This window comes from Plebeiibacterium marinum, assembly GCF_026013615.1.
Classification (GTDB): domain Bacteria; phylum Bacteroidota; class Bacteroidia; order Bacteroidales; family Marinilabiliaceae; genus Saccharicrinis; species Saccharicrinis marinus_A.
The window spans coordinates 49,006-73,724 of the sequence record NZ_JAPDPI010000011.1 but is presented as its reverse complement, the minus strand read 5'-3'; the positions used below and the strand labels follow the sequence as shown (position 1 = coordinate 73,724).

The 24,719-nt window shown below is 38.0% G+C and carries 13 protein-coding genes; 6 read left to right on the top strand and 7 right to left on the bottom strand.

Going from position 1 to position 24,719, the window contains the following annotated elements; genetic code table 11:
* The first annotated feature begins 11 nt into the window (after positions 1-11).
* The 5 genes from OM074_RS07345 (at position 12) to OM074_RS07325 (ending at position 8,526) form a co-directional block, all read left to right on the top strand.
* The gene (locus OM074_RS07345) at positions 12-3,176 is read left to right on the top strand and encodes an efflux RND transporter permease subunit (RefSeq protein WP_301198809.1); all 3,165 of its coding nucleotides are present in this window, start codon (positions 12-14) and stop codon (positions 3,174-3,176) included.
* Between the two features lie 4 nt (positions 3,177-3,180).
* On the top strand, positions 3,181-4,500 hold the full coding sequence (locus tag OM074_RS07340; protein WP_301198808.1) for a TolC family protein: 1,320 nt from the start codon (positions 3,181-3,183) through the stop codon (positions 4,498-4,500).
* A 54-nt stretch (positions 4,501-4,554) separates the two neighbouring features.
* Positions 4,555-5,589: a sensor histidine kinase gene (locus OM074_RS07335; protein ID WP_301198807.1), complete on the top strand. Its 1,035-nt coding sequence runs from the start codon at positions 4,555-4,557 to the stop codon at positions 5,587-5,589.
* On the top strand, positions 5,582-6,355 hold the full coding sequence (locus tag OM074_RS07330) for a LytR/AlgR family response regulator transcription factor (protein ID WP_301198806.1): 774 nt from the start codon (positions 5,582-5,584) through the stop codon (positions 6,353-6,355). Before OM074_RS07335 ends, OM074_RS07330 begins: the two co-directional genes overlap by 8 nt.
* 134 nt (positions 6,356-6,489) lie before the next feature.
* On the top strand, positions 6,490-8,526 hold the full coding sequence (locus tag OM074_RS07325) for a sensor histidine kinase (protein WP_301198805.1): 2,037 nt from the start codon (positions 6,490-6,492) through the stop codon (positions 8,524-8,526).
* 30 nt (positions 8,527-8,556) lie between these two features.
* On the opposite strand, the gene OM074_RS07320 is transcribed toward OM074_RS07325, so the two are convergent.
* The 7 genes from OM074_RS07320 to OM074_RS07290 all read right to left on the bottom strand — a co-directional run bounded on the left by OM074_RS07320 (position 8,557) and on the right by OM074_RS07290 (position 22,697).
* Positions 8,557-10,374, bottom strand: coding sequence for a glycoside hydrolase family 13 protein (locus OM074_RS07320; protein WP_301198804.1), 1,818 nt, complete (start codon positions 10,372-10,374; stop codon positions 8,557-8,559).
* A gap of 175 nt (positions 10,375-10,549) precedes the next feature.
* Positions 10,550-13,312: an alpha-amylase family glycosyl hydrolase gene (locus OM074_RS07315; RefSeq protein ID WP_301198803.1), complete on the bottom strand. Its 2,763-nt coding sequence runs from the start codon at positions 13,310-13,312 to the stop codon at positions 10,550-10,552.
* Between the two features lie 72 nt (positions 13,313-13,384).
* Complete coding sequence (locus OM074_RS07310; protein ID WP_301198802.1) at positions 13,385-15,241, bottom strand: glycoside hydrolase family 13 protein; 1,857 nt, start codon at positions 15,239-15,241, stop codon at positions 13,385-13,387.
* A gap of 63 nt (positions 15,242-15,304) precedes the next feature.
* Positions 15,305-17,029, bottom strand: a complete 1,725-nt coding sequence (locus tag OM074_RS07305; protein ID WP_301198801.1) for a SusF/SusE family carbohydrate-binding protein — start codon at positions 17,027-17,029, stop codon at positions 15,305-15,307.
* A 2-nt stretch (positions 17,030-17,031) separates the two neighbouring features.
* Positions 17,032-18,120 carry a SusF/SusE family carbohydrate-binding protein gene (locus OM074_RS07300; protein ID WP_301198800.1) on the bottom strand — a complete coding sequence of 363 codons (1,089 nt, stop codon included), beginning with the start codon at positions 18,118-18,120 and terminating at the stop codon, positions 17,032-17,034.
* A gap of 20 nt (positions 18,121-18,140) precedes the next feature.
* A complete protein-coding gene (locus OM074_RS07295; protein ID WP_301198799.1) occupies positions 18,141-19,706 on the bottom strand; it encodes a RagB/SusD family nutrient uptake outer membrane protein in 1,566 nt (521 codons plus the stop codon).
* 18 nt (positions 19,707-19,724) lie between these two features.
* On the bottom strand, positions 19,725-22,697 hold the full coding sequence (locus OM074_RS07290) for a SusC/RagA family TonB-linked outer membrane protein (RefSeq protein WP_301198798.1): 2,973 nt from the start codon (positions 22,695-22,697) through the stop codon (positions 19,725-19,727).
* A gap of 442 nt (positions 22,698-23,139) precedes the next feature.
* On the opposite strand from OM074_RS07290, the gene OM074_RS07285 reads away from it, so the two are divergent.
* Positions 23,140-24,153, top strand: coding sequence for a LacI family DNA-binding transcriptional regulator (locus tag OM074_RS07285; RefSeq protein ID WP_301198797.1), 1,014 nt, complete (start codon positions 23,140-23,142; stop codon positions 24,151-24,153).
* The last annotated feature ends 566 nt before the right edge of the window (positions 24,154-24,719 follow it).

Sequence of the window (24,719 nt, the reverse complement as noted above, 5' to 3'; positions counted from 1 at the left end):
TTTTGTTAAGCATGAAAAAATTTGTATCCTATTTTATAAAGTTTCCATTAGCAGTTAACCTGATAATGGTAATGATATTCCTGTTTGGCATAATAGCCTTAATAGGAATGCAGCGAAACTTCTTCCCCAACGTACCCACCCGAAATATTTATGTAGATATAGTTTACCCGGGAGCTTCACCCGAAGAGGTTGAAGAAGGGGCCATTCTTAAAATTGAAGAAAACATTAAGGGTTTGGAAGGAATGGAGAGAGTTACTTCCATATCACGAGAAAACATGGGTACCGTTACAATTGAAATGGAGAAAGGTACCGATATGGATGAAGCGTTGATTAAAGTAAAAAACGAGGTTGACCGCATCTCATCTTTCCCTGTATCAATTGAATCTGTTGTTACCTACAAGCACGATGATGTAAACCGCGCCATGTCGTTTGTTATAACAGCACGCAACAATAAAAACGTCACACTAAAACAACTCAAATCAACAGCCCGGGAAATAGAGCGAGATCTATTGATGATGCCTGGAGTTTCTAAGATTACTATTGGAGGATATCCGGATGAGGAAATTGCCATTTTATTAAACGAAAAAAAGCTTGAGGCCTACCAACTCACTTTCAACGAAATAGCCAACGCCATTTCCTCCACCAACCTGATTATGACAGGGGGCAGCATCAAGGATGGTGAGGAAGAATTTTATATAAGGGTACGCAACCGTGAGTATTACAGCCACGGACTCGAAGACATCGTTATCAGAAATACGGCCGATGGTGGTATTATCAGAATCAAAGATGTAGCTACCATAAAAGATATGTGGAAGGACAGTCCGTCGCAGGCCATGTTCAATGGTAAGCAAGCCGTAGTTTTTACTATTGACAACACATTTAAAGAAGACATTTTAACTTCAACAGACAAGATTAAAGAATACCTGGAAAGATATAACAACTCCCAGGACTTGTTTACTGCAGAAGTTAACAACGATATGAGTGTAACGCTAAACCAGCGTATCGACTTACTTTTCAGAAACGGAAGAATGGGAATCCTTTTGGTGCTGTTGTTTCTTTCTCTGTTCCTAAACCCGCGGATAGCCTTTTGGGTAGCAGTTGGTATTCCATTCTCATTATTTGGCATGTTTATCATGCTACCGCTCACTACAGTAACCATCAATATGTTATCGTTGTTTGGTTTGATATTGGTACTTGGTATATTGGTTGATGATGCTATTGTAATTGCTGAAAATGTATACAGACACTGGTCGCTGGGCAAAAAGCCAATACAGGCAGCAATTGACGGTACCCTGGAAGTAACACCTGCAGTAGTTTCAGGGGTGATAACCACTATGCTGGCATTTTCATCCTTCATCTTCCTTGATGGCAGGTTGGGAGACATGTTTAAAGAGGTATCTGTAATTGTAGTCTTTATTCTTTTTGTATCCTTAATAGAAGGGTTGGTTATCCTCCCTGCCCACCTGGCTCACTCAAAGGCTTTAACTAAAAACGACAGCACCATCTGGAAAAAATATATGGGCTGGGCAGAGCGTTGGGTTATCGTTTTTGCAGAAAGGTATTACCGCCCTTTCATTCAATGGACCATTAGCCACAGAACAATTACTCTGGCAATATTTACAGCACTATTTATCTTATCTATCGGATTGGTAAAAAGCCGTGTTGTGACCTCTACTTTCTTCCCTCAGGTTGAAGGCGATAATTTTACTATTACCTTAAAAATGCCTTCCGGTACCGAAGATGATATCACCCAATTATCACTCGATAAAATTACCAAAGCCATTTGGGAAGTCAACAACGAGCTTAAAGATCAAGGCAATGAAAAGGTTGATATTGTTGATAAGGTTTATGAAAAATTTTCCGGCTCCGGGAGTTCTGCAATAATAAGTGTTCAACTTGTTGATGCAGAAAGCAGAAACTCAACTACAGATTATGTTATTGCCAACATCAGAAACAAAGTTGGTGAAATACCAGGTGCAGAAACTTTTCAATTTGAAGGATTCAATCCTTTTGGAAAACCGTTTATGCTTAGCCTTGTGAGTGATAACAATAATGAACTGCAGGCTGCCAAAGAAGAATTAAAACTCATTCTTAAAAACAGACCAGAGCTGACAGATATTTCGGATAATGCCCCAGTCGGGAATCGGGAAATTGAAATTACATTAAAGGATAAAGCTCTGAGACTTGGTGTTTCATATAATGATGTAATCAGCCAGGTACGAAACGCATTTTTTGGTCGCGAGGCACAACGTTTGCAAAGGGGCAAGGATGAAGTTAGAGTATGGGTCAGATACGATCTTGAAAACCGAAGAAACATCGGCCAGCTAGAAAATATGAAAATACGATTGGGCAATGGCGTGGCTTACCCCTTAACCGAACTGGCTACTTTAAAAACCGTTAACGGAGTATCTAGCATCCGACACCTTTCATTTGAGAAAGAAGTTCAGGTTGAGGCCAACCTGACCAATCCCAAAGCTTCTTTGCCGGATGTAATGGCTAAAATTAAAAAAGAAGTATTAACTCCTTTAGTTGAAAAATATCCGGGAATCAGACCGGTATATGATGGACAAAAAAGAGAAACTGATAAAGTGGCAAATTCGGCAAAAGTGGTTATTCCGGTTGTACTTTTATTAATGTTTGCTATTGTGGTTTTAACATTACGTTCGGTAAGCCAAAGTATTTTGGTTTACGCTATGATCCCGCTGGCATTCGTAGGAGTTGTAACGGGTCACTGGATTCATGGCATGAGCATCAGCTTAATGTCGGCCATGGGAATGATTGCTTTGGTTGGAGTAATGATCAACGATAGTTTGGTATTGATCAATGCACTTAACTTAAACCTGAAAGCAGGAATGAAATACCATAATGCCCTTGTTGATGCGGGAGTATCAAGGTTGCGTCCTATTATGCTAACCACTTTAACCACGGTTGTTGGTATGGCCCCAATGGTATTGGAAACCAGTATGCAGGCAAGATTCCTTATTCCGGTAGCCCTGTCACTGGCCTACGGTATGATTATGGCAACAACCACTACATTGGTTCTGTTACCTGTTATGCTTACCATTACAAATAACTTTAAAGTAAAAACCCAATCGCTGATTAAAGGACGAAAACTTACCAACGAAGAAGTGGAACCTGCGATTAAGGAAATGAAATTCAACCTTGAAAATGAATAACACCATGTATAGATCATTTATATTTACTACCCTGATATTTCTCGGGGTAGCCACAGCTGCTTTTGCCCAGCAAACAGGCAAAAAACTTACCTTGGAAGAAGCTATCAGTGTTGCTCTTACCAACAACCACGAATTAAAAATAGCAGATAATACACTGAAGCAAACCCAAAACAGCAATAGCATTGGTAACGCCGGACTGCTGCCATCCGTAACCCTGAACGGCGGAGCATCCTATTCCAGCACCAATTCAGAAACTGATCCTGCCAGTGGAACTGGAACCGTATCTGTAGACGGGGCTGAAACAACAAGCTATAATGGCAATGTTCGTGTTGATTATACTTTATTTGATGGTTTTGGCAATCAGTATACCTATAAAAAGCTAAAACAAACCAGCAAAATGCAGGAAACACTGTTTAAACAGCAGATGGAACTTACTATAATTCAAGTGGTACAAAGCTATTACGAAGTATGCCGCAACCAGCAAAACTTGCAATTGGCTCAGGAATCAATGGAAATATCTAAGGAACGATACTCCAAAGCCATTGACAGGAAAGCATACGGACAGGCCAACCAATTGGAAGTATTGAATGCTGAAGTTGACATGAATACAGATAGTGCTAATGTTTTGGTGGCTGAGCAAAGCCTTGCCATGTCGGTTAAGGACTTAAATGTAGTACTTGGCATTCCGGTTCAGACAATGTTTAATGTGGACGACCATATTGATTTTAATAAAGTCTTCCAGTCTGACGAGGTCACTACCAAAGCATTAAAAAACAATTCATCCTTAATTTCGCAACTACAACAGGAAAGTATTTCGCAACTTGACTTTAAAGTAACCCGGAGCACAAAGTACCCAACGCTTTCTGCCTATGGAACCTACTCCTATAATAATTCAGAATACACAAAATCCGATATAAACAGTTTACAAACCGATGGATTAACAGGAGGGGTATCATTACGACTTAACGTGTTTAATGGCCGCCAACAAAATACCAGAGAAAGCAATGCCAGATTAGCCTATTTAAGTCAGCAGGAAAGAACCCGCCAAATAGAATCACAATTAGAAAGGGATGCTTCCAATGCCTACACCGATTTTATTTACAAAAAACGCATTGCAGACCTGCAACAAACAAGTCTTACTCAGGCAGAACTAAACTTTGATAAAACCAAAGAGATGTTTAAATTGGGGAACGCAACATCAATTGAGTTTAGAACAGCACAGCAAAATATGTTGAACGCTGCAAATAATTATAACAATGCACGCTTTAATGCAAAAATTGCAGAATATAACTTATTACAAATCACGGGAGAACTGGTACAATAAAAAAGCGAGGAAAGCATAGGCAACGAACACATTTATCCAATTAAAAACAAAAGCATGACATCAGCTAAATATAGAATATTTTTAATTCCACTAGTCACTGTTTTAATCATGGCATCGTCGGTATTGGCCATGTTACTTTTTGGATACAGAAACATTGAAGAAGTTAAGGAAGTTTTCTCCAATCGTATTTGGATTGCGTTACTTAACGCCATACTAACAGTTGCAATATTTTATTTTGTTGTAAAGTGGTTTAATAAAAAATTTGACTGGAATAAAAATTGGGCTCTCAGGTTTGTTCTTGATGCCGGTCTTGTAATAGTCCATTCTTATATTGGCATGACGTTTATTGACCTGTTGTTTGAATTTGGGCTCTTTGGTCATGACCCTAAATCAGCAAGCAAAGAGTTTTTGTACATCATACCCATAGCAATGGACACCCTGTTTTTGGTATTAATTGAATTAATAATGGGTATGGAAGAAAAAGATAAACTTGCCATAAAAATAGCCTGCCTTGAAAAAGAACAGATCAACACTAAATACAGTGCTTTAAAAGAACAGCTCGACCATCATTTCTTATTTAACAATCTAAGTGTACTTTCCTCATTGATATATGAGGACGTAAACAAGGCCGACCATTTTATCCAGGATTTTGCATCAACCTACAGGTATGTGCTGCAAATAAACCAACGCAATCTGGTAAGTGTTGAAGAAGAACTGGACTTTATTAACAACTATCTTCATTTATACAAATTCAGGTTTGAGGAGGGATTTGAATACAAAGTAAACGTAAAAAAGAAGTTGGATTGCCAAATACCACCCTTAACCCTGCAATTACTGGTTGAAAACGCCATCAAACACAATATGGTTTCACGTAAGCACCCTCTAACATTAAGTATTGAAGCAGGCGACAAATGCCTAATTGTTAAAAACACTATTCAACCTAAAAAAGAAAAGGAAATATCCACAAAAAAAGGACAGGAAAACCTTATTGAAAAATACCGTTTATTGGGTAACAGACTTCCTGAATTCAGGGAAGAAACCAATGAGTATATAGTAATAGTTCCATTATTAAAAAAACAAGATGATTAAAGTACTAATTGTTGAAGATGAAATGCCTTCGGCCCGCAAACTCAAAGCTTTTATTGAGCAGATAGCACCCGACTTTGAAATCCTGGACATTCTGGATTCGGTTGAACAAACAGTACAATTTTTATCCGACTATACGGTTGATCTGATCTTTTTAGACATCCAGCTTTCTGATGGGATCAGCTTCTCTATTTTTGACAAGATAAAAGTTGAAACACCCATTATTTTTACTACAGCCTTTAACCAGTATGCCATTGAAGCTTTTGAGCAAGTTAGTGTTGACTATCTGTTAAAACCCCTGGTAAAGGACAGGCTGATACAGGCCATAGAAAAATTCAGGAAAATATATCTACCCCAGGAACCCGACACCCAAGCCATCAATTATCAATTATTAAACACCTTATTGGCTGAAGCCAAACAAAACAGGGATTACCAGGAACGTTTTATGGTTCACTTCAGGGATAAGATCAAGACGATTCTTGTTGGTGAAATTGCAGCCTTTTATGCCGAAAACCGCTCTGTTTTCATTCTGACATATGATGGTCACTATTACGATATTTCATACACTTTGGAGCAATTAGAAGAAAGGATCAACCCAAGAATTTTTTTTAGGGCAAACAGAAAATGCATAGTTCATATAAATGCAGTAAAAGAAGCTATAGTATATTCAAAAAGTAAACTAAAACTACATCTGCAACCCGGTTTGCCCTTTGATGTAATAATTTCTTCAGAGAAAACCCCAAAATTCAAAAAATGGTTGAGCCAATAAATATTTATTAAGCATAGCGGGCTATGGGAAACAAACACAAAGGTTTTTAACATATACCTTATTTTCGGTAATGTAAAGCGTAATTTTTATATATTTGAGCTATACATTAGCAATCCGGATAAAAAAGAAGGCACGTGAGAGGTAAATTTAAGTTAATACTGCTGTTTTGTCTTTTATCGAACCTGGTTCATGCAGAAACCATTAGATGGGATGGCAGCAAGGACCACATTATTGTGGGAAAGGATGTTAAAATCCTGGAAGACGCCAACCATGCATATTCTATAGACAGCCTTTTTGCCGGATCGTATGCAGATCTTTTTTTCAATACAAACAAAACCATTATTAATTTTGGTTTTACAAACTCTATCCATTGGTTAAAATTTTCGTTACAAAACACAACTAACGATAAACTGCTTTTGGAAATTGCCCACGCATCCTTACCTATTGCAGAGTTTTTTTATAAAGATCATACGGGAAAGATTGCTAAGATGGAAGCCGGCTTTTTAAAGTCGATGCACCAAAAAGAAGTCAACCATCATTTTCAGGTTTTCCCTATCCCACCAGATGTTTCAGAGTTTTATGTTCGGGTTTTATCAGAAACACACCCTTTACCCATAAGGATATGGAAAAAAAAGGCCTATGAGGTGAACACATACAAAACCCGTATCGGATATGGTTTTTACCTTGGCTTTATGTTCTTTGTAATCCTAAGCAACATTTTCTTTGCCATCTCTTTACGCAACCGCTTACATTTTTACTATGCCTGTGTGGTATTTATTTACACATGCTATGCCTCAATGGTGTTAGATGGATTCATTCTATACCTGTTTCCTAAGGTTGACATGATGTTTTGGTATGTTACCATTCCTACAATAGGCGTTACGGTGCAAACGGCTTATTGCCTGGTATTTTTAGAAGCAAAAAAATACGCTCTAAAAACATTTAAGCTTGTACGGGGTATTGTATTTTATTTTCTGCTATACATTTTTGTCAGGCCATTTTTACCCTTAACAATGATGTTTACGGTAAATACAACACATGCCCTCCTTTCTTTTTTTATAATGGGATATGTAGGCTTTATTGTAGGGCGCAAAGGAAACCGCATGGGATACTACTTTGCTACTGCCTATGCAATCTATTTTTTGTTGGTTTTAACCGAAGCCACATACATACAAACCGGCCAACCCAATTATTTTCTTGGACTGAGCCATGTTGCCTGGGCCACTTTAATTGAAGCTTTTGTATTGTCGTTTTTATTATCGAAGAGAACCGAATGGGAAAAGCGAAAAAGCGAAGAAGAAAAACTGATGGCACAACATGAATTGTTGAAATCAACACAAGAGAAAGAAAAATTGGTTAAAGAGCAAAACATCAAACTGGAACAGAAAGTTTTACAAAGAACAGAGTCTCTTAAAAACGTAAATAAGGAATTAGAAATAGCCATTGCCTCAAAAGATAAATTCTTTTCGATACTTGCCCATGACTTAAAGTCGCCTTTTAGTTCTTTAATGGGATTGTCTGAAATACTAATTCATGATTACCAATCAATAAACGAAGAGGAGAAATTTAAATACATCAATTTAATTAATGGAGGATTAAACAACACACACAGTTTACTGGAGAATCTCCTATTATGGTCGCAATCGCAACAAGGAACCATCAAGTTTAAACCCATTGAATTAAACCTGCAGGAGCTTACCGATCATGTGTTTACCCACGTAGACCAAAATGCAAAAAGCAAATCAATTAAATTAATAAACTCCATACCGGAATCCACTAAGCTGGTGGCAGACCTTCATATGTTGCACACCATATTGAGAAACTTACTCTCAAATGCAATTAAATTCACCCACAAAGGAGGTTCTGTTTTAGCAGGCATTTTAGATGACCCACACACTCCACCGGGCTACATAACAGTTCAAATAAAAGATGACGGCGTTGGGATGTCTGCACAACAACAGGAAAAACTTTTTGATTTTTCGCAAAGTGTTTCGGCCAATGGAACAGAAAATGAATCCGGCACAGGTTTAGGCTTGATTATCTGCAAAGAATTTGTGGAAAAGCACAATGGAAAACTATGGGTTGAGAGCAACATAAACCAAGGCTCTGTTTTTTATTTTACAATGCCCGGTATATGCCACAGGGAATTCGCTTTTAAAAGCAATCAGTAAAAAAATAAGAAATACACTTAATTGGGTTCGTTATCCTAATTCAATTACCAATGAAGACTTTGCCTTTATTTTAATCATTGTTAAATCATTAATTCTTCTTCCTGTAATTACATTCCTCCCTTTGCTATATTGTGAAAGTATTTCTTTAAACCTATTAGTTTTAACATTTTGTACCCCTTTAGCATTGTTATTAAACACTACCATAAGGCAATCTCCTTCAACATACCTGAAATACACATAAACCCCATTTTCGGGAATAAAATGCAACGTTTTACCATACTTTAAGGCATTTGACCTTTTGCGGTAATTAAACAACTTGCTGATAAAGGCAAAAACCTCATTCTGTTCTATTGTACGCCCTTTCTTAATAAATGCATTGGTTTTGTCATTTTCCCATCCTCCCGGAAAATCCTTACGTATTTTAGCATGCCCTTTCGCCCCATCCCCATTCATTAACAACTCTGTTCCATAATATATTTGAGGAATGCCCCTTATGGTTGCCAGATAAGTAAGAACCATTTTTAATTTCCGAATATCCTCACCTAAAAAATGAAATATACGTCCCTCATCATGATTGTCTGCAAAAACAACCATATTGCAGGCGTCGGGGTACAAATGATCATCAGCCAGCATATTATACAGGCGTGCCATGCCCTGATCCCACCCTTCAGCCTCATTAAAGGCATGCTTTATGGCACTTTGCATTGGAAAATCCATTAATGCAGGCAAATATGAATTATATCCATCGCGATTAGGGAAATCTTTTTGCCAGTAACATAATTTTGATGCTTCACCTATCCAGGCTTCACCAACAATATTAAAATTGGGGTATTCATTTATAATACGCTGTGCCCAAATGGCCATGGCATTTTTATCCGGATAAGGGAACGTATCCATCCTGATTCCGCCCAAACCGACATACTCAATCCACCAGATACTATTCTGGATCATGTATTTTAATAAAAACTTGTTTTCCAGATTAAGGTCTGGCATATGCGTATCGAACCATCCTTTTACTGAAAGCTTTTTATCATGATCTGACACATATGGATCAGAAATGGTAGACAGGCGATAATTGGATCTTGTAAACTCTTCCCACTGATTAATCCAGTCAGGCATAGGCAGGTCATCCATCCACCAATGGCAGTTACCACAATGGTTAAAAACCATATCCATAATCATTTTAATGCCCCGCCTTTGACACTCTTTGGTAAGTTCCTTAAACTCTTCATTACTTCCCAAGCGGGAATCTATTTGGTAAAAATCGGTAATCGCATAGCCATGATAAGAGGATTCAGGCTGGTTGTTTTCCATCACCGGATTTAACCAGATAGATGTAAACCCTAATCCTCCAATATAATCCAGATGGTTCCATATTCCCCTTAAATCACCCCCATGCCTGCCATACTCAAGGCGCCTATTGTTCTGCTCCTGCATTGAGGCAAAAACTTCCTTATTGGGATTACCACACGAAAATCGGTCAGGCATAATCAGGTATATCGCATCACCTGAATTAAAACCTTCACGATTTGCAGAATCTTCTTCGCGTGACAACAGGTTAAAATAAACTGAATCCACCAGCCGGCCTCCCTCCTTTAACCTTATTGAAAAGTTTCCTTCCCGGGCTTTATCTGAAATCAACAGGTCGACAAAAAGATAGTTTGGGTTCTGTACCTTATGGATATTTAAAATACGTATTCCTGCATAGTCAATTTCTACATCATATGCAGAAATCCCAACGCCATAAACCAAAAGCTGAACCTCAGGAACCTTCATGCCAATCCACCAACTTGACGGCTCCAGGCGCTTGATTATTACTGGCGGCCCTTTTTTTTCTAATGTATTCATTTTAAACCTTATGAATTCTAATTCCTGCTTTTTTCACATTAAGGCTAATTTACAAATTTCTCAATACACTGGTAGTAATAGGGTTTTTAAGGTAGTCAACCACAATAACAAAAGCCTGACAAGAGAAATACCTGCCAGGCTTTGGGAAATACATAAAACAATATCTAAAGCTAACTCAATTCTTTTTTATCAACTTAAACACCTTATAGCCATTACCATCACCAATAAGATGCACCAAATATACACCTGCAGGATAAGAACTGATATCTATTTGCGGGTTAGCATCTGTAACTTCTGTATAAAAAACCAAATTACCTGTGATGGTAGTTATTTTTAACTGCCTCAATGGTTTTTCACCTGTAAAAACAGTAAAGTGATCTGAAGTGGGATTAGGTGAAATATTAGCATCCTTAAAGTAAGTAGGATCGCCAATTGAGGTGTGTGGAATAAAACCATATAGTTTTTTTTGCGAATACAATTTGTATTCACCCGGATCAAGGGTTACAGTAATATCCACGTTGCTAACCTGAACACTATCTCCATTAAAATAATCGTACCACAAGCCTGCTGAACTAAAATTGGGCTTAATGGCCTTTGCTGTAAGGTCAAAGTTACCCACCAAACGCACATCAGACTCAGGATAATTCAACTCTATCCTTTTAGTTAATGCACTTGCATCCACAGCAAAATCAGTAGTTGAAAACACGGGTTCGGTTGTTTTAAGAAGATTCATTCTGCTATAAGTATCAAACAAGGCTTTACGTCCCTCGTCTTCATAATATTCCCATTTGATGGGTTTACGCCCTGTTCTGCCATTTTCGTTAATTGAAATATCGTACCCCAGCTCACCAAATTGCCAAATCATTTTTGGTCCGGGAATTGACAACAGGAATGCTGCCGCAGCACCTGATCTTTCCAAACCTGTTTTAAGTTCGGTTACATTATAACTGCCCGAAGATGCGCCATAGTTTTCATTTTTATACATCACACGCTCCTCATCATGGCTCTCCATATAGCTAACAATATGGGCATCATTCCAGCCCCTGTTTATATATGAAGCCCACGAAAAATCTGACTCACTGGCATATCCCATGGTAGTCTGACAAAAATTATGGTTGTGGTTACCCCATAACAAAATGCCATAGTTTGCCAGTTCTTTTTCTTCTGCATTATCAGCTAAATGCTCAAACGACACAACAGCATCAGGGTTTCGCTTCCATATTTCATCAGCCATGCGCTCTAATATAGTTATCCGCGAAGGATCAGGACCCATGGCCCACTCATCGCTGGCAATGGTAAACGGCGTATTTGAAAACCCTTTGGTAAAGTCGAACCTGAAACCATCTATTTTATATTCACTCATCCAAAAAGAGCAAATACTATCTACTAATTCTTCTGTATCCAGGCTTTCGTGGTTAAAATCATATCCCCAGCTCAAACTTGAGTTTTCAATATTTGAATCACGATTATACCAGGGATTGTTTGCCGCAGGCTTGCCTCCATCTAAATACATACGTGCAAAGGGCGACTGTCCGAATGAATGGTTTAGTACCATATCCATCAAGACAGCAAGCCCATTCTGGTGACACACATCAATAAACTCTTTATAATCGTTGGCTGTACCATAAGCTTTATCTGGCGCAAAATAGAAGGATGGATTATACCCCCAGCTATCATTGCCTTCAAACTCATTAAATGGCATTAGCTCAATAACATTTACACCCAATTCCTTAAAATAATTTATCGAATCCGTAACGGTCTTTATATCTCCATTTGCGGTCCAGTCCCTGATATGCAACTCATAAATAACCAGTTTTTCTACCTCGGGATTGGTAAAATCTGTAACCTGCCAATTATAATCTTCCTGATTTATCTTAAAAACAGAAGCTATCTCAGATGTATTATCATAAGGATAATCCATTAAGTCAGGATAAATACTTTCAGGGATATACTGGTCCAGGGGATCAAGGGTTTTATTGGTATAAGGATCTGCAATCCTGATTTCCCCATCAATATAAAACTGGAATGCATATTCGGTATCAGCATCTAACCCGTCAACAGTAAGCCAGTAATTATTTCCATCCCTTTTCATTAAATAATTGTTGGATGGTTGCCAATTGTTAAAGCTCCCTATCACGTGAACAAATTGTTTTTCCGGGGCATATAAAACAAACGACACTGAATGATCATTCACTACATTTACTCCCCTTTTTAATCCCGAAGGCATAACCTCTTCTGTAACTGCCTCACGAACATAGAAAGTAATACTTTTTTCCACTGTGCTGGTTCCATCCGAAGCTTCGGCTTTAAGTTCATAAGTACCAGGCAAACCTGCAGTAATATTTGCACTTAAGCTATTTCCGGCTACGACTCCCGCTTCTGTACCATCCACATATATTTTCACTTCTGTAGCATTGGTTGCCTCTACTTCAACTGGTATGGAAGCTCCCTGTTCAAAAACTGAATAAGCAGAAGGAGCAGCTATAGTTACAGTAAGATCAACAGTGCTAACATCCACAAAGATATCGCCTCCATCACTTGTTTTCCCTTCCTTGCTATTATCATGTGCCCTGAAAACAAAGGCCATTTGCTCTATCTTCTCTCCAGTGGGCACACCATAAAACTCCCTGATGGAAGTTGACATAGTGAGCGTATATTGATTATTCCCAACACTGGTTAATTTACATTCAGGCACATTAACACCCCAATCTGCTTTAACATATTTCCAGTCTGACGTTGATGTGCTCTGATCTGTAATAACACCTGTGTGAGCATAAATATCGCCTGTATAATCTATCAACCCCTGGTTACCCCCGGCGGCATCAAAAGTGATAGTAACCGATTGATTATCGTATGGAGGATTAGGATCTGTTGTTACTTGTGCCTTTAAACTCAACGCAGTAAAAAGCGCAACAATCACCAATGCTAAATTTCTCATCTTATATATCTTTTAAATACATTTTCTATTTTACACATCCGGAGACTTAAATTCCAACAGTATGCTATGGCATTACTCTACTAATAAAACCTTACCAGACAACGCCTCTAAAACCAACTCATTTCGGCTTACTTTTACACCTTTTATCAGATCTTTATATGTTTTAGACGGTTGTAAATTGTATGTTACAGACTCTTCTCCTGCATTTAAAACAACCAACACTTCTGTATCGTTCAGCTTTCGTAAATAGGCCAACAACTTTCCTTCAGCTTTAACAAACTCAATTGAGCCTTCTGCAAACACATCAATATTTTTGTTTCTAAGATCGGTCATTTGTTTGTAATAAGCATACAACTCCTCATTGAAACAGACTTCCACATATTCTTTTTCTTTATCCTGAATATTATTTTTATTTTCGGGATTAAATTGATATTCAGGCCACCATAGTGGTTTACGACAATCCGGGTCATCTCCACCCCACATGCCAAATTCATCGCCATTCCAAATCTGGGGTGCTCCAACACTTGTAAACTGGTGCATCAGGTAAAGCTTTACCCTTTGGTAAGTATCTTCATTGGGCTTGCTGGTTATATAATCAGGATCATCACTAGGCTTAGCCCTATACTTATACTTTCCCTTATTTGCAAAAGAGGTTAACAAGCGAGGCGAGTCATGTGTTGCCGCAACATTCATCATAGCCTGAGCTGTTTCTTCAGAAATCCTTCCCCATTGATATTTTAAACTATCCACAAATTGTTTTGCATCAATTTGATAATCATTTTTAGCAAAAAAACAACGTGCAGGACGATAAACCTGGTAATGCATCACAGCATCAAACACATCTCCACTCACATAGGGAACCGGGTTCATCATTTTCTCGGGCCATTCCTCCCACCATATTTCACCAACCAAATAGGCTTCAGGATTAATGGATTTTACATATTTCCGATAATCGCGCCAAAACCCCATAGGTATATGGTCCGCAACATCCAAACGGTAGCCATCCAACCCTTTGCTAACTTCTCCATCAGGAGCTAACCAGCGTTTGGTAACGGCAAAAACATGCTTTTTCACTTCCGGATGCAGATCGCCTTCGTATGGGTGGCCTGGCCTATGCCCTTCGGTTGCACCAACTTTTTTCAAAGCAGGAAGGCTTTGTATATTCAGCCACCCTTCGTAATTGAATTCATTTTCTTCGGTTGCCGGATCATCAAATGAATTAATGATATACCAATCTTTATATTTTGATTGTTCCTGGTTCTTTACAACATCCTTCCATGCCCAAAATTCAACGCCCGTATGGTTCCATGAGTAGTCGAGCACAACTTTGATATTTCTTTTATGTGCTTCTTCTATTACCTGAAGAAACATTTTGTCTGCGGCAGTCCATTTCCAGGTGGTGGGATCATCAGGAATTTCTGATGCAATGATTTCCATATCACCCCTTGGGTCGGGACCGAAAGTTACATCAATATGGCGGAAATTACGCGCATCATATTTATGCAAAGACGGGGCATCATTCAGCGGGTTAAAATAAATGGCTGTAATGCCTAATTCTTTAAGGTAGTCAAGTTTGTTTAGCACCCCTTGCAAATCGCCTCCATATCGACGAAGCTGAAGGTTTGCATAAAAGTCCTGCACATCTTTTTGCGCCCATTCCTCATCCTGGTACCATTCCTGAGTCCAGGGAGTTACTGACCAGTTTTCGGGTGTATCGATAAAATTTGAGGATGCATACATTGTTTCCGGGGTTGGGTCGTTTGTTGGATCACCATTATTAAACCGCTCCACAAATATTTGATACCAAATTACATCTTTTGCCCATTGGGGAGGAGAAGACACACTGGCGTTGTCATGGTTTTTATGTGAAGAATCATGGCACGAAGCAAGTATTAAAATTAACAATAAACAAAGGTAAAAGGGCTTCATATGCAATATTTATTAAAAAAAGCCGCCACTATGGGCGGCTTAAAAATTATTTTGAAATACTAATTATTCAAACACTCCTGTTTCGGTACTAAAGTTCAATTTAACTTGTTGTCCTGTTAAAATAGGTGCTGCAGCCTGATCATTACCGGCACCCCTGTACTCAATTCCTCCAGGGTATACATTAAACTCAGCTTGCCACCAGTCAACTGCACTTCCGCTTTCATTAGTCAATGTAGTTGCTGTTACGTACATCCTTGCATTATCATCAGCAACGGCTGCCGGAGAAACTAATATTTTGTTATCTGCTGCATCCGGGGTAAATAAGAATACTCCACCATCCCAATTTCCAAAAGCATTACCCTGAGCATAAATAACCGGATCTGTAATTTGGATAGTATTGGTTAACAAATTCACTACAACCATCTTATAACCTGCCGCTGCTATTGGTATATCATCACCACCTTTATTCCAAACACCTTCAGCATCGGCATTATCACCAGTTTTTCCAAATTGACCTCCGTCCCATGCTTTAGCAGAATTAAACTTCATTGCTGCTCCAGCCTCGAACCAGGCAATTTTCCAGAAAAGGTGTGGGTTACTATGAACCGGAATCATTTCGACAGCATTATCCCAGCTCCAACCAACAAAACTACCAATCATATACAGGTTTGTTGGATATTCTGGAAGTGCTTCAATTGCATATACGCCTTTGTTCAGATCTAAAGTAATTGTATAGCCTTTATCTCCTCCATCGAATTTAATATCGTTATTCTTTCCCTTTGGAGCTAATATTCCTGAGTTACCTTCTGAATCCGCATCTGCCCAATCCAGTCCTTCCCAATTTTGCTGATTTATGAATTTCAAAGCAGCTCCATCTTTAAGGGTCACTTCAATTGAATAAACGCCTTCTGATTTACGGGTCATTTCTGGTGATGTTCCTGGACTCCATGCCGGATCAACTGCATTATAATCTCCAACAAGGTAAATATTTGGATAGTCACTAACGTAGCTATCATAAGCTGCAATAGTTAAATTACTATTTACAAAATCTGCAGTAACAACATACCATCCTGTTTCACCGGTAAACTTAAAGTTACCATCGTCGTCTCCGGCATCAGCTATATTATCAGAAAGTGTAGCAAATTTACCAAAGTTATAATCAAACCCACTGCTTTCTTTCGCATCTGAGAACTGGAAAACTCCATCTTTAGTCAGTTTCAAATACTTTGTAAATACATCATCTTTACCATAAGCTGCAAGGCCATCTGTTACTTCTGCCACAACTGTAGCAGATCCATATATATATAATTCCTCTGGCACGGCAACATCCAGGTAAGGGGTTACTTTCATAGTAAACGAATCTGAATACAAATCATCAAGATCTTCGTTTGCCGCAGCTCTGATCCTAACTTCCAGCTCAACCTTTACGGCTGGAGCATATCGGTCAGAAATCAAAGTATTTAAATCACCCACAACAATTGAAGTAGATGTCTCTGCTACCCTGTCAAATTCCAAAGCATCAGCAAAACCATTACCGGGAGCATCTACTTGAACATAGTATCTTACACCAATAGGATCGGCGTAGGTAGCTGCAGTCCAGCTTAAATCTACAACAGTTTCTTTTTCATTCTTTTTGGCAAGAACAAGATCTATATCCTGGGAAACATCTGCAAGAACCGGCGCAGTTCCTTGAACTGGCGCAGTTACATTTGGCGTATCAAAATCATCTTCACAAGAGAAAAAGAGTACAGCCAATAATGATATAAATAAATATTTTAGATTCTTCATTGTTATTTCATTTTACCAGTTTGATTAATAAAGTCAAGCTCTATTGTTTGCGTACCACCGCTAATACTAACTCTTTCCTGATCTCCACCATCAGCTCTGTATTCAATTTTTCCATCAAGGAATATAAACTCAGCATGCCACCAGTCACTTGCAGAAATATATGGATGAGTAACATGAAGCCTTAGCTCTCCACCTAATAAGCTTTTAGTTAGATACATCGTTTTATTTTCAGCATCCAACTGAAACTTATTTTCTTCAACAACAGAACTTGTTGGCCATCCCCCTACATTATCACCACAGATGTATACGTTAGCAGGTTCTATCAATAATTTATTGTTAGCCAAATCTACACCAACCGTATAATATCCTGCAGTTCCGGGAACAGGAATATCTTCTCCTCTATTATCAACAGTTCCTAGCGTATATTCACCACTAACAGGATCCCCTACTTTACCAATAACACCCTTATAATCAACATCAGAACAGATCTTAAATGTTCCTGTTGCTTCCATCCATACAATCATCCAATTATCATCAGGCTCACTATGGACTTTATTTAACCTCAATTTATTATTCTGCGCAATACGTCCTACTCCGTCACCAAATAAGTAAAGCGTATTTGGCGCAAATAAAATATCCAAATAAGGGGTAGTTTTAAAGTTTACAACAGAAGAATATAATGTATCAACTCCTTCTAAAGAATTAGTCACCACCCTTGCATATACATCAGCTTCCTCATCAACAGGCAGCAATAACGATTCTGTTAGAAATTCATTAAGAGCACCCACCGAAAATGTAAAAGCGTCGTCAGATGCATCCACATCAAAAGTTACAGGATCTGAAAAATCAGATGCTGTTGAAAACTGAAGTGTATGTGTAACAACCAGGTCTACCCCATAATAAGCAGGCGTATACGCCACTTCGATAGATTCTGTTTTTGTAGCTTTTGATATGGCCAAAGTTTCACCAAAACCCATAATATTGGTAGCTGGAGTGTACTTTGACTCATTCAATTTTAAAATATCATCATCCTCGCACGAAAAAATGCTTAATGCAAGAAATAATATTAATATGTATTGTATATTTTTCATATTGTTTCTTTTAAAATCTATTAATAACCTGTGATATTTGATAGATTTGGATTGGCATTAATATCCGACGAAGGAATAGGGAACACATTGTATTTTGCGTTGGTTGACTGACCGTTAGCAACAGCCCCTTTCCATGGCCATACATAATCGCCACCTGTTAATTTACCAAATCGAACCAAGTCTGTTCTTCTGTGACATTCCCAGTATAGCTCACGCCCTCTTTCGTCAAGAATAAAATCCAGTGTTAAATCAGCTTCATCAATATTACCTGATTCATCTCCATAGGCTCTTTCTCTTAATTGGTTAACATAGCCCACTGCTGTTGCCATATCACCTCCTGTTCCACCACGCACTACAGCCTCGGCATAGGCTAAATAAAAGTCTGCCAATCGGTACAATGGAAAATCTGTATCAGGAAATGATAAACTTGAACCAACTTCACCTGTTGAAGTAATATTTTTAAACTTACGCAATGCATACCCATGTCTGAAGTTGAAAATATCTTCTATTTCATATTCCTGACCTTCTGTATAAAACATCCCCCTCACATCTGTTCCTGTAAGATCAGGGAAAAGGTTTACAAAAGCTTTGGTGGTTCTGTTTCCACCCCAACCTCCGTCAATTCCGGATTCGCTTGCAGGCATATCTCCTCCAACAGTTGAGTGAAGTATAAATGTCATACCTCCCCAGGATTGAGTGTTGTTGCCATCTGATGTAATAGGAAAAATAATTTCGTTGGTTCTTAGATGGTTATCTGCTAAGAACAGATTTTCATAATCTGACTCTAAAGAATAACCTCCTCCAATAATTTTATTACAATAAGTAATCGCTTCTGTATATTTAGAAGTACCAATATATACTTCTGCATTTAAATACATTTTAGCCAGGATAGCCCAGGCCAAACCTTTATCAGCCCTACCATATTCATTAGTTCCGGGAGCAGCTAAATCTTCTTCAATAGTAGTCAGCTCAGTCTCTATATAATCAAATATCTTTTGTTGGGTAGCCATCTCCGGAAAGAAAAACGAACCGATTTCATCTTCCTCGGTAACAAATGGCCCACGTCCAAACATATCCAGCAAATGGTAATAACTTAAAGCCCTTAAAGCTCTGGCTTCAGTACTAAACGCTTCATACTCCGATTGCCCTTCAGTCAGTTTAATCAGATTATTACAATAAGCTATTTGAAGAGTAATACGATAATACATAGCAGTAACAAACTCATTTGAACTAGTCCAGTCCTGATCATGCAAATCTCTCAGGTTACCATCATTCCAGGCACAAATAGCCTCATCCGTAGGCAACTCCTGATGATTCCAAAGTAATCTTAGGTAAGATGAAAATCCACCATTAATACTACTTATGTCAGGTTCTCCATCTACGCCAGTCTGACCACCTAAAATCAACCCTGCATAACATTTTGCCAAAAGCTCTTTATATGATTCGGCATCAGTCAAAACATTCTCTGCAGTTTTTATATCCTCATCCAGAGGTAAGGTGTCCAAATCATCAGTACACGATGCAAATGCAAATAATAAAGCAAATGCAATGATGATATAATTTGTTTTATAATATTTCTTATTCATAATCAAAACACTTATCAATTAAAAATTCACATTTAATCCAAACAAGAAAGTTCTTGGTCTTGGATACACATCATTGTCAATCCCACCGTTTACTTCAGGATCTAATCCACTATAATCGGTTATCACAAAAGCATTTTGAACTGTAGTAAATGCTCTGGCATGAAGGTCAAAACCTAAAAGAGGTTTCAATAATTTAGTAAAATTATAACCCAGGGTTATATTATCTATTTTTAAGAATGATGCATCTTCAAGAAAATAGTCTGAATATTGTTGGGCCGTTTCAAACTTCGATTTGTTAATTTCAGACGGCATATTGGTTAAATATTCATTTACAGTCATTTCCTGATAACGGCCTCCTACAATAACGTTGTTGTAAATTTGCCCGCCAATGCCTATTCTACCATTAAAGCCAAAATCAAAGTCTTTATATTTAAGGTTTGATGAAAAACCTATATTATAATCCTGTGCAGGATCCTCAGCGTAGTATTTATCGGCTGTAGTAATTTGCCCATCTTTATTTCTATCCACATAAAGGCCTTCAATTGGCTTTCCGTTAGAATTATACACCTGCTCGTATACGTAGAATGTATTTAATGGATGTCCTACTGCATTGATCTGAATAGTATTACCAACACCAACCCCACTAATATCACCAGTTTCAACTCCTCTGTAATCAGGATCATCGTAATTTGTTAAACGGGTAATTTCATTATTGTTATACGCCAGGTTAAAACCAACTTCCCAAAACAAATCTTTCTTTTCCAACAGGATTGCATTAACAGAGAATTCAAATCCGTTGTTTTCCAAATCACCTACGTTGGTCAATAACCTGTCGGTAAAGTTTGTTCCTGCCGGAACCGGGATAGTGTTTAACAGATCTTCAGTTTTACGTTTATAGATGTCAAACGTACCGTAAATTCTGTTATTAATAAATCCATAATCAATACCGGCATTGTATGTAGTTGTTTTTTCCCATTGTAACCCGGCATCGTATCCATCAGGTCTTATCAAGGTATAATATTGATTTCCGAACTGATATTGTGTTCTTGAGTCACTTAACCTGTAAGTTCCCATATATGGATAATCACCACTATTTAGCTCTTGCTGACCGGTTATACCATAACTTAAACGAACTTTTACATTACTAATGGCATCAATATTTTTAAGAAAAGTTTCTTCACTTGCCCGCCATGCCAACGCTGCCGAAGGGAAAGTTCCCCATCTGTTATCTTCATGGAATCTTGAAGAACCATCTTTACGTACTGTTGCTGTTAAAATATACTTGTCCTTAAATGTATAGTTAGCTCTACCAAAGAAAGAAACTAGGTAGTTCTCTGTTTCATCTTCAGAATCTTCTATAGCAGTATTAAACCTGTCAACCTCATAAGCTGTAGCCTTCGACCAGAAATGTTGCCATTCATATCCACCCATTACATTAATTTTACTTTTTAGGGATGGAAGCTCTTTATCATAAGTAAGATAAAAATCCAGCAATTCATTCTTTTTCTCCTGCGTATAGTCTCTATCCACACCTGTTGAAGAAGCTCTAACCCACGAAGCATCCAAATCTGTATTCACCTCACCATCACTGTCTGAATAGTCGTAACCCAACTTCACGCTTGCTTTTAATTCCGGAAGGAAATGCAATTTATAATCAGCTTGAAAGTCGGCAATGATCCTTGATACATCAGAAATATCTTCTCTTTGTTGCAATTGTGCCACCGGGTTTCTTGTACCGTTTACATTCCGGGAACCATCACCCATTAACCAGGTTGTATATCCTCCATATATTCCTGTATTGTTAAAAACAGATTGTGTAGGATCAAAACGTAAAGCATTTCCAATCGCACCCCTATCTGCAAATTGATTTTCAACGGCCATGTATTTGGCACCTAAATTTATTTTTAAGTGTTCATCAAAAAAGCTGGGATTAATATTTAAAGTCCCTGTTGTCCTTTGCATTTCAGAGGTCTGTAAAATACCGTTTTGGTCAGTATATCCTGCTGAAACCCGGAATGGGATATCTTTGAATGAACCAGAAACACCAATATTGTGCTCTTGTCCGGTTGCATCTCTGTATATTTCATCCTGCCAATCTGTTGAAGCATCTCCCAATAAGTCTGGATTTACAGAAGAATTGGTTAGCGCCCTCTCATTTACTAAAGTACGATACTCATCTGCACTTAAAACATCTATGGTCTCTTTAATCTTGCCGATTGAGAATTTAGTGTCATAGGTAACTTTAACCTTTTGCCCTGCAGACCCCTTTTTAGTTGTAATAAGGATTACACCATTGGAAGCACGTGATCCATAAATTGCAGTTGCCGATGCGTCTTTTAATACAGTAAATGTTTCAATATCATTTGGGTTCAATGAGCTTAACACATTGCTCATTCCATCGATAGCCCGATTATCCAAAGGCATCCCGTCAATTACAATCAACGGATCATTACTTGCCGACATTGAAGAACCTCCACGGATTCTAATGGTCGCTTCAGAACCGGGGGCACCCCCATCACTAACAATTTGTACACCGGCAATCTTACCCACAATAAGATCCTGAGGAGATGTTGTAGAACCCTGGTTAAAATCATCCGACTTTACCGTAAAAACAGATCCTGTAGCATCCTCTTTTCTTACCTGACCATAACCTACAACGACAACCTCATCCATCCCAATCACATCTGGAACTAAGGCCACATTCAATTCTTTTTGGTCATTTAATGCAATTTCCTGAGTAACATAACCAATAAAAGAGAAAATCAGAATATCTCCCGCATTGGCTTTTAAAGTATATGTACCATCCGGAGTTGTGATTGTACCTGTAGTTGTATTTTTTATTGCAACTGTAACACCTGGCAATACATCACCGGTGTTTGAGTCGGTAACAACACCGGAAAGTGTCATCTCTTGCGCAAACGAGAGGCTTGTTAGCATAAACAAACCTGCCAGCAGCAGAATGACTTTGTTAAAATTCAATGATTTAATCATAAAACTAAAGATTTAACAGTTTAAAAACTTGTTTAATTTTCTTAAATAAATTTTTTGTGGACTTTTTAAGGATTTTATAATACAACAACCACCTAACTCTTTATTTGCAGCCGTTTTTACTTTAAATGGACATTACAAATCTACATGAAAAAAGCATACGGATTATACATTTATTAACATAGAGCTATGTAAAGTTGACATTTTTTAACGCAAACGACGTCGCAAACGTTTGCGACGTCGTTTGCAAAAAACAAGTATGTTGTACAACATGTTTTTACGATTTTGTAAATACCCGAAAAGCAAAACTTTTTATGGTCTGGAGGAAATAAAAACATCATTTTTTAGAAGATTTTAACTAAAAAACACTTTTTTTGATGCGGTAATTGTATCTTTAAAATGTGGGGTACTAATAAAAAAACGCTATTATATTGTAATTATTCCTATGGCTCACCAGGTTACGATTAAAGACATTGCTAAAATTTTGGGAATTTCTGCCTCTACTGTTTCCAGGGCATTAAAAGATCACCCTGATATTAGTCCCAAAACCAAAAGAATGGTTCAGGCATTTGCTCAAAAAGTAAATTATCGTCCCAATGCACTGGCTTTAAACCTGCGCAGGAGCAAAACCAACACCATTGGGATTATTATCCCGGAAATTGTTCACCACTTTTTTTCATCAGTAATATCTGGCATTGAAAAAGTAGCCTATGCAGCGGGATACAATGTTATGATTTGCCAATCGAACGAAGATTACAATCGCGAGGTAATTGATGCACAAGCTCTTTTAGACAATCGTGTTGATGGAGTGCTAATGTCACTTAGTAAAACCACGTTCGATCATGACCATATCCGGAACCTTATCGACCATGGCATCCCTGTTGTTTTTTTCGATAGGGCACCTAATGAAATTGAGGCCGACAAAGTATTTATTGATGACTTTATGGGAGCAAAAATTGCCACCCACCATTTAATTGCAACCGGATGCCGTAACATATTACATCTGGCAGCACCATCACACCTTCTGATTGGGCAACGCAGAAGAGACGGGTATATCAAAGCCCTTGAGGAAAATGGCATTCAGTTTAATCCTGACTTTATAATAAAATGTGACACCCGGGATGATGTATTTGCCAACGCTGGCAAGATATTACAACTAGCGAATCAAATAGATGGCATATTCACTGTAAACGATTCTACTGCAATAGCCACCATGCAGGTTTTAATGAAAAATGGAATCAGGATTCCTGAACATATCTCTGTAATTGGATTTGGAGATGGCCCCAACGCCAACATTTGTTATCCCCCATTATCTACTGTAGAACAAAAAGGAACCGAAATTGGAAAAGAAGCCACACAATTATTATTAAACCAAATTGAAAATACAGAGGATATATATAAACCTACCACAAAAACAATTACCCCGGTATTGCGAATCAGGGAATCTACTCTGATGTAGAATTAGAGTTTAGCTTTTATCATATAGCTCATAGCTTATGGCATATAGCACGGATGCCACTTTAGGCCACTGAGCATTTCGCCACAGCCAATTTGATGCAAATCATAATCCTCTTGGCCCAATGGGTTTATTCAATGCCATCAAAACTCCCCCAACACTCTTCTCATTTCTCATCAACCATCACCAATGACATATTGACCATTGACCAATGAACCAATGACCAAAGACTAACAAAACCATTTTTGCAAACGGTTGCAGAACAAACATGAAAAATACTTATCATTTTTTTAAACTTTTTTATAGGCATTCCGCAAACGGTTGCAAAAAGAGAACAAAACGTAATCAGGCGCAAACACAACAAGTTAAGCGTTTCAATATATTTGTTTTTTATTTCTTTTATGTTGTATATTTGCTAACGGATTTTTAAAGGACTATTTTATCAACAACCAAGCTAATACCTTAAGTTGCTATTCTGTTTTACTCACACCTGGACATTTGATGAGTGATAAAAATTGTACACCCATCAAACATTTACAATGCATATTTATTATTAATATATTTAATGT

Bases quoted from the DNA above. Each gene is read 5' to 3' on its own strand.
- OM074_RS07345 (WP_301198809.1), top strand. From the start codon at position 12: ATGAAAAAATTTGTATCCTATTTTATAAAGTTTCCATTAGCAGTTAAC.
- OM074_RS07340 (WP_301198808.1), top strand. From the start codon at position 3,181: ATGTATAGATCATTTATATTTACTACCCTGATATTTCTCGGGGTAGCC.
- OM074_RS07335 (WP_301198807.1), top strand. From the start codon at position 4,555: ATGACATCAGCTAAATATAGAATATTTTTAATTCCACTAGTCACTGTT.
- OM074_RS07330 (WP_301198806.1), top strand. From the start codon at position 5,582: ATGATTAAAGTACTAATTGTTGAAGATGAAATGCCTTCGGCCCGCAAA.
- OM074_RS07320 (WP_301198804.1), bottom strand. From the start codon at position 10,374: ATGAATACATTAGAAAAAAAAGGGCCGCCAGTAATAATCAAGCGCCTG.
- OM074_RS07315 (WP_301198803.1), bottom strand. From the start codon at position 13,312: ATGAGAAATTTAGCATTGGTGATTGTTGCGCTTTTTACTGCGTTGAGT.
- OM074_RS07310 (WP_301198802.1), bottom strand. From the start codon at position 15,241: ATGAAGCCCTTTTACCTTTGTTTATTGTTAATTTTAATACTTGCTTCG.
- OM074_RS07305 (WP_301198801.1), bottom strand. From the start codon at position 17,029: ATGAAGAATCTAAAATATTTATTTATATCATTATTGGCTGTACTCTTT.
- OM074_RS07300 (WP_301198800.1), bottom strand. From the start codon at position 18,120: ATGAAAAATATACAATACATATTAATATTATTTCTTGCATTAAGCATT.
- OM074_RS07295 (WP_301198799.1), bottom strand. From the start codon at position 19,706: ATGAATAAGAAATATTATAAAACAAATTATATCATCATTGCATTTGCT.
- OM074_RS07290 (WP_301198798.1), bottom strand. From the start codon at position 22,697: ATGATTAAATCATTGAATTTTAACAAAGTCATTCTGCTGCTGGCAGGT.
- OM074_RS07285 (WP_301198797.1), top strand. From the start codon at position 23,140: ATGGCTCACCAGGTTACGATTAAAGACATTGCTAAAATTTTGGGAATT.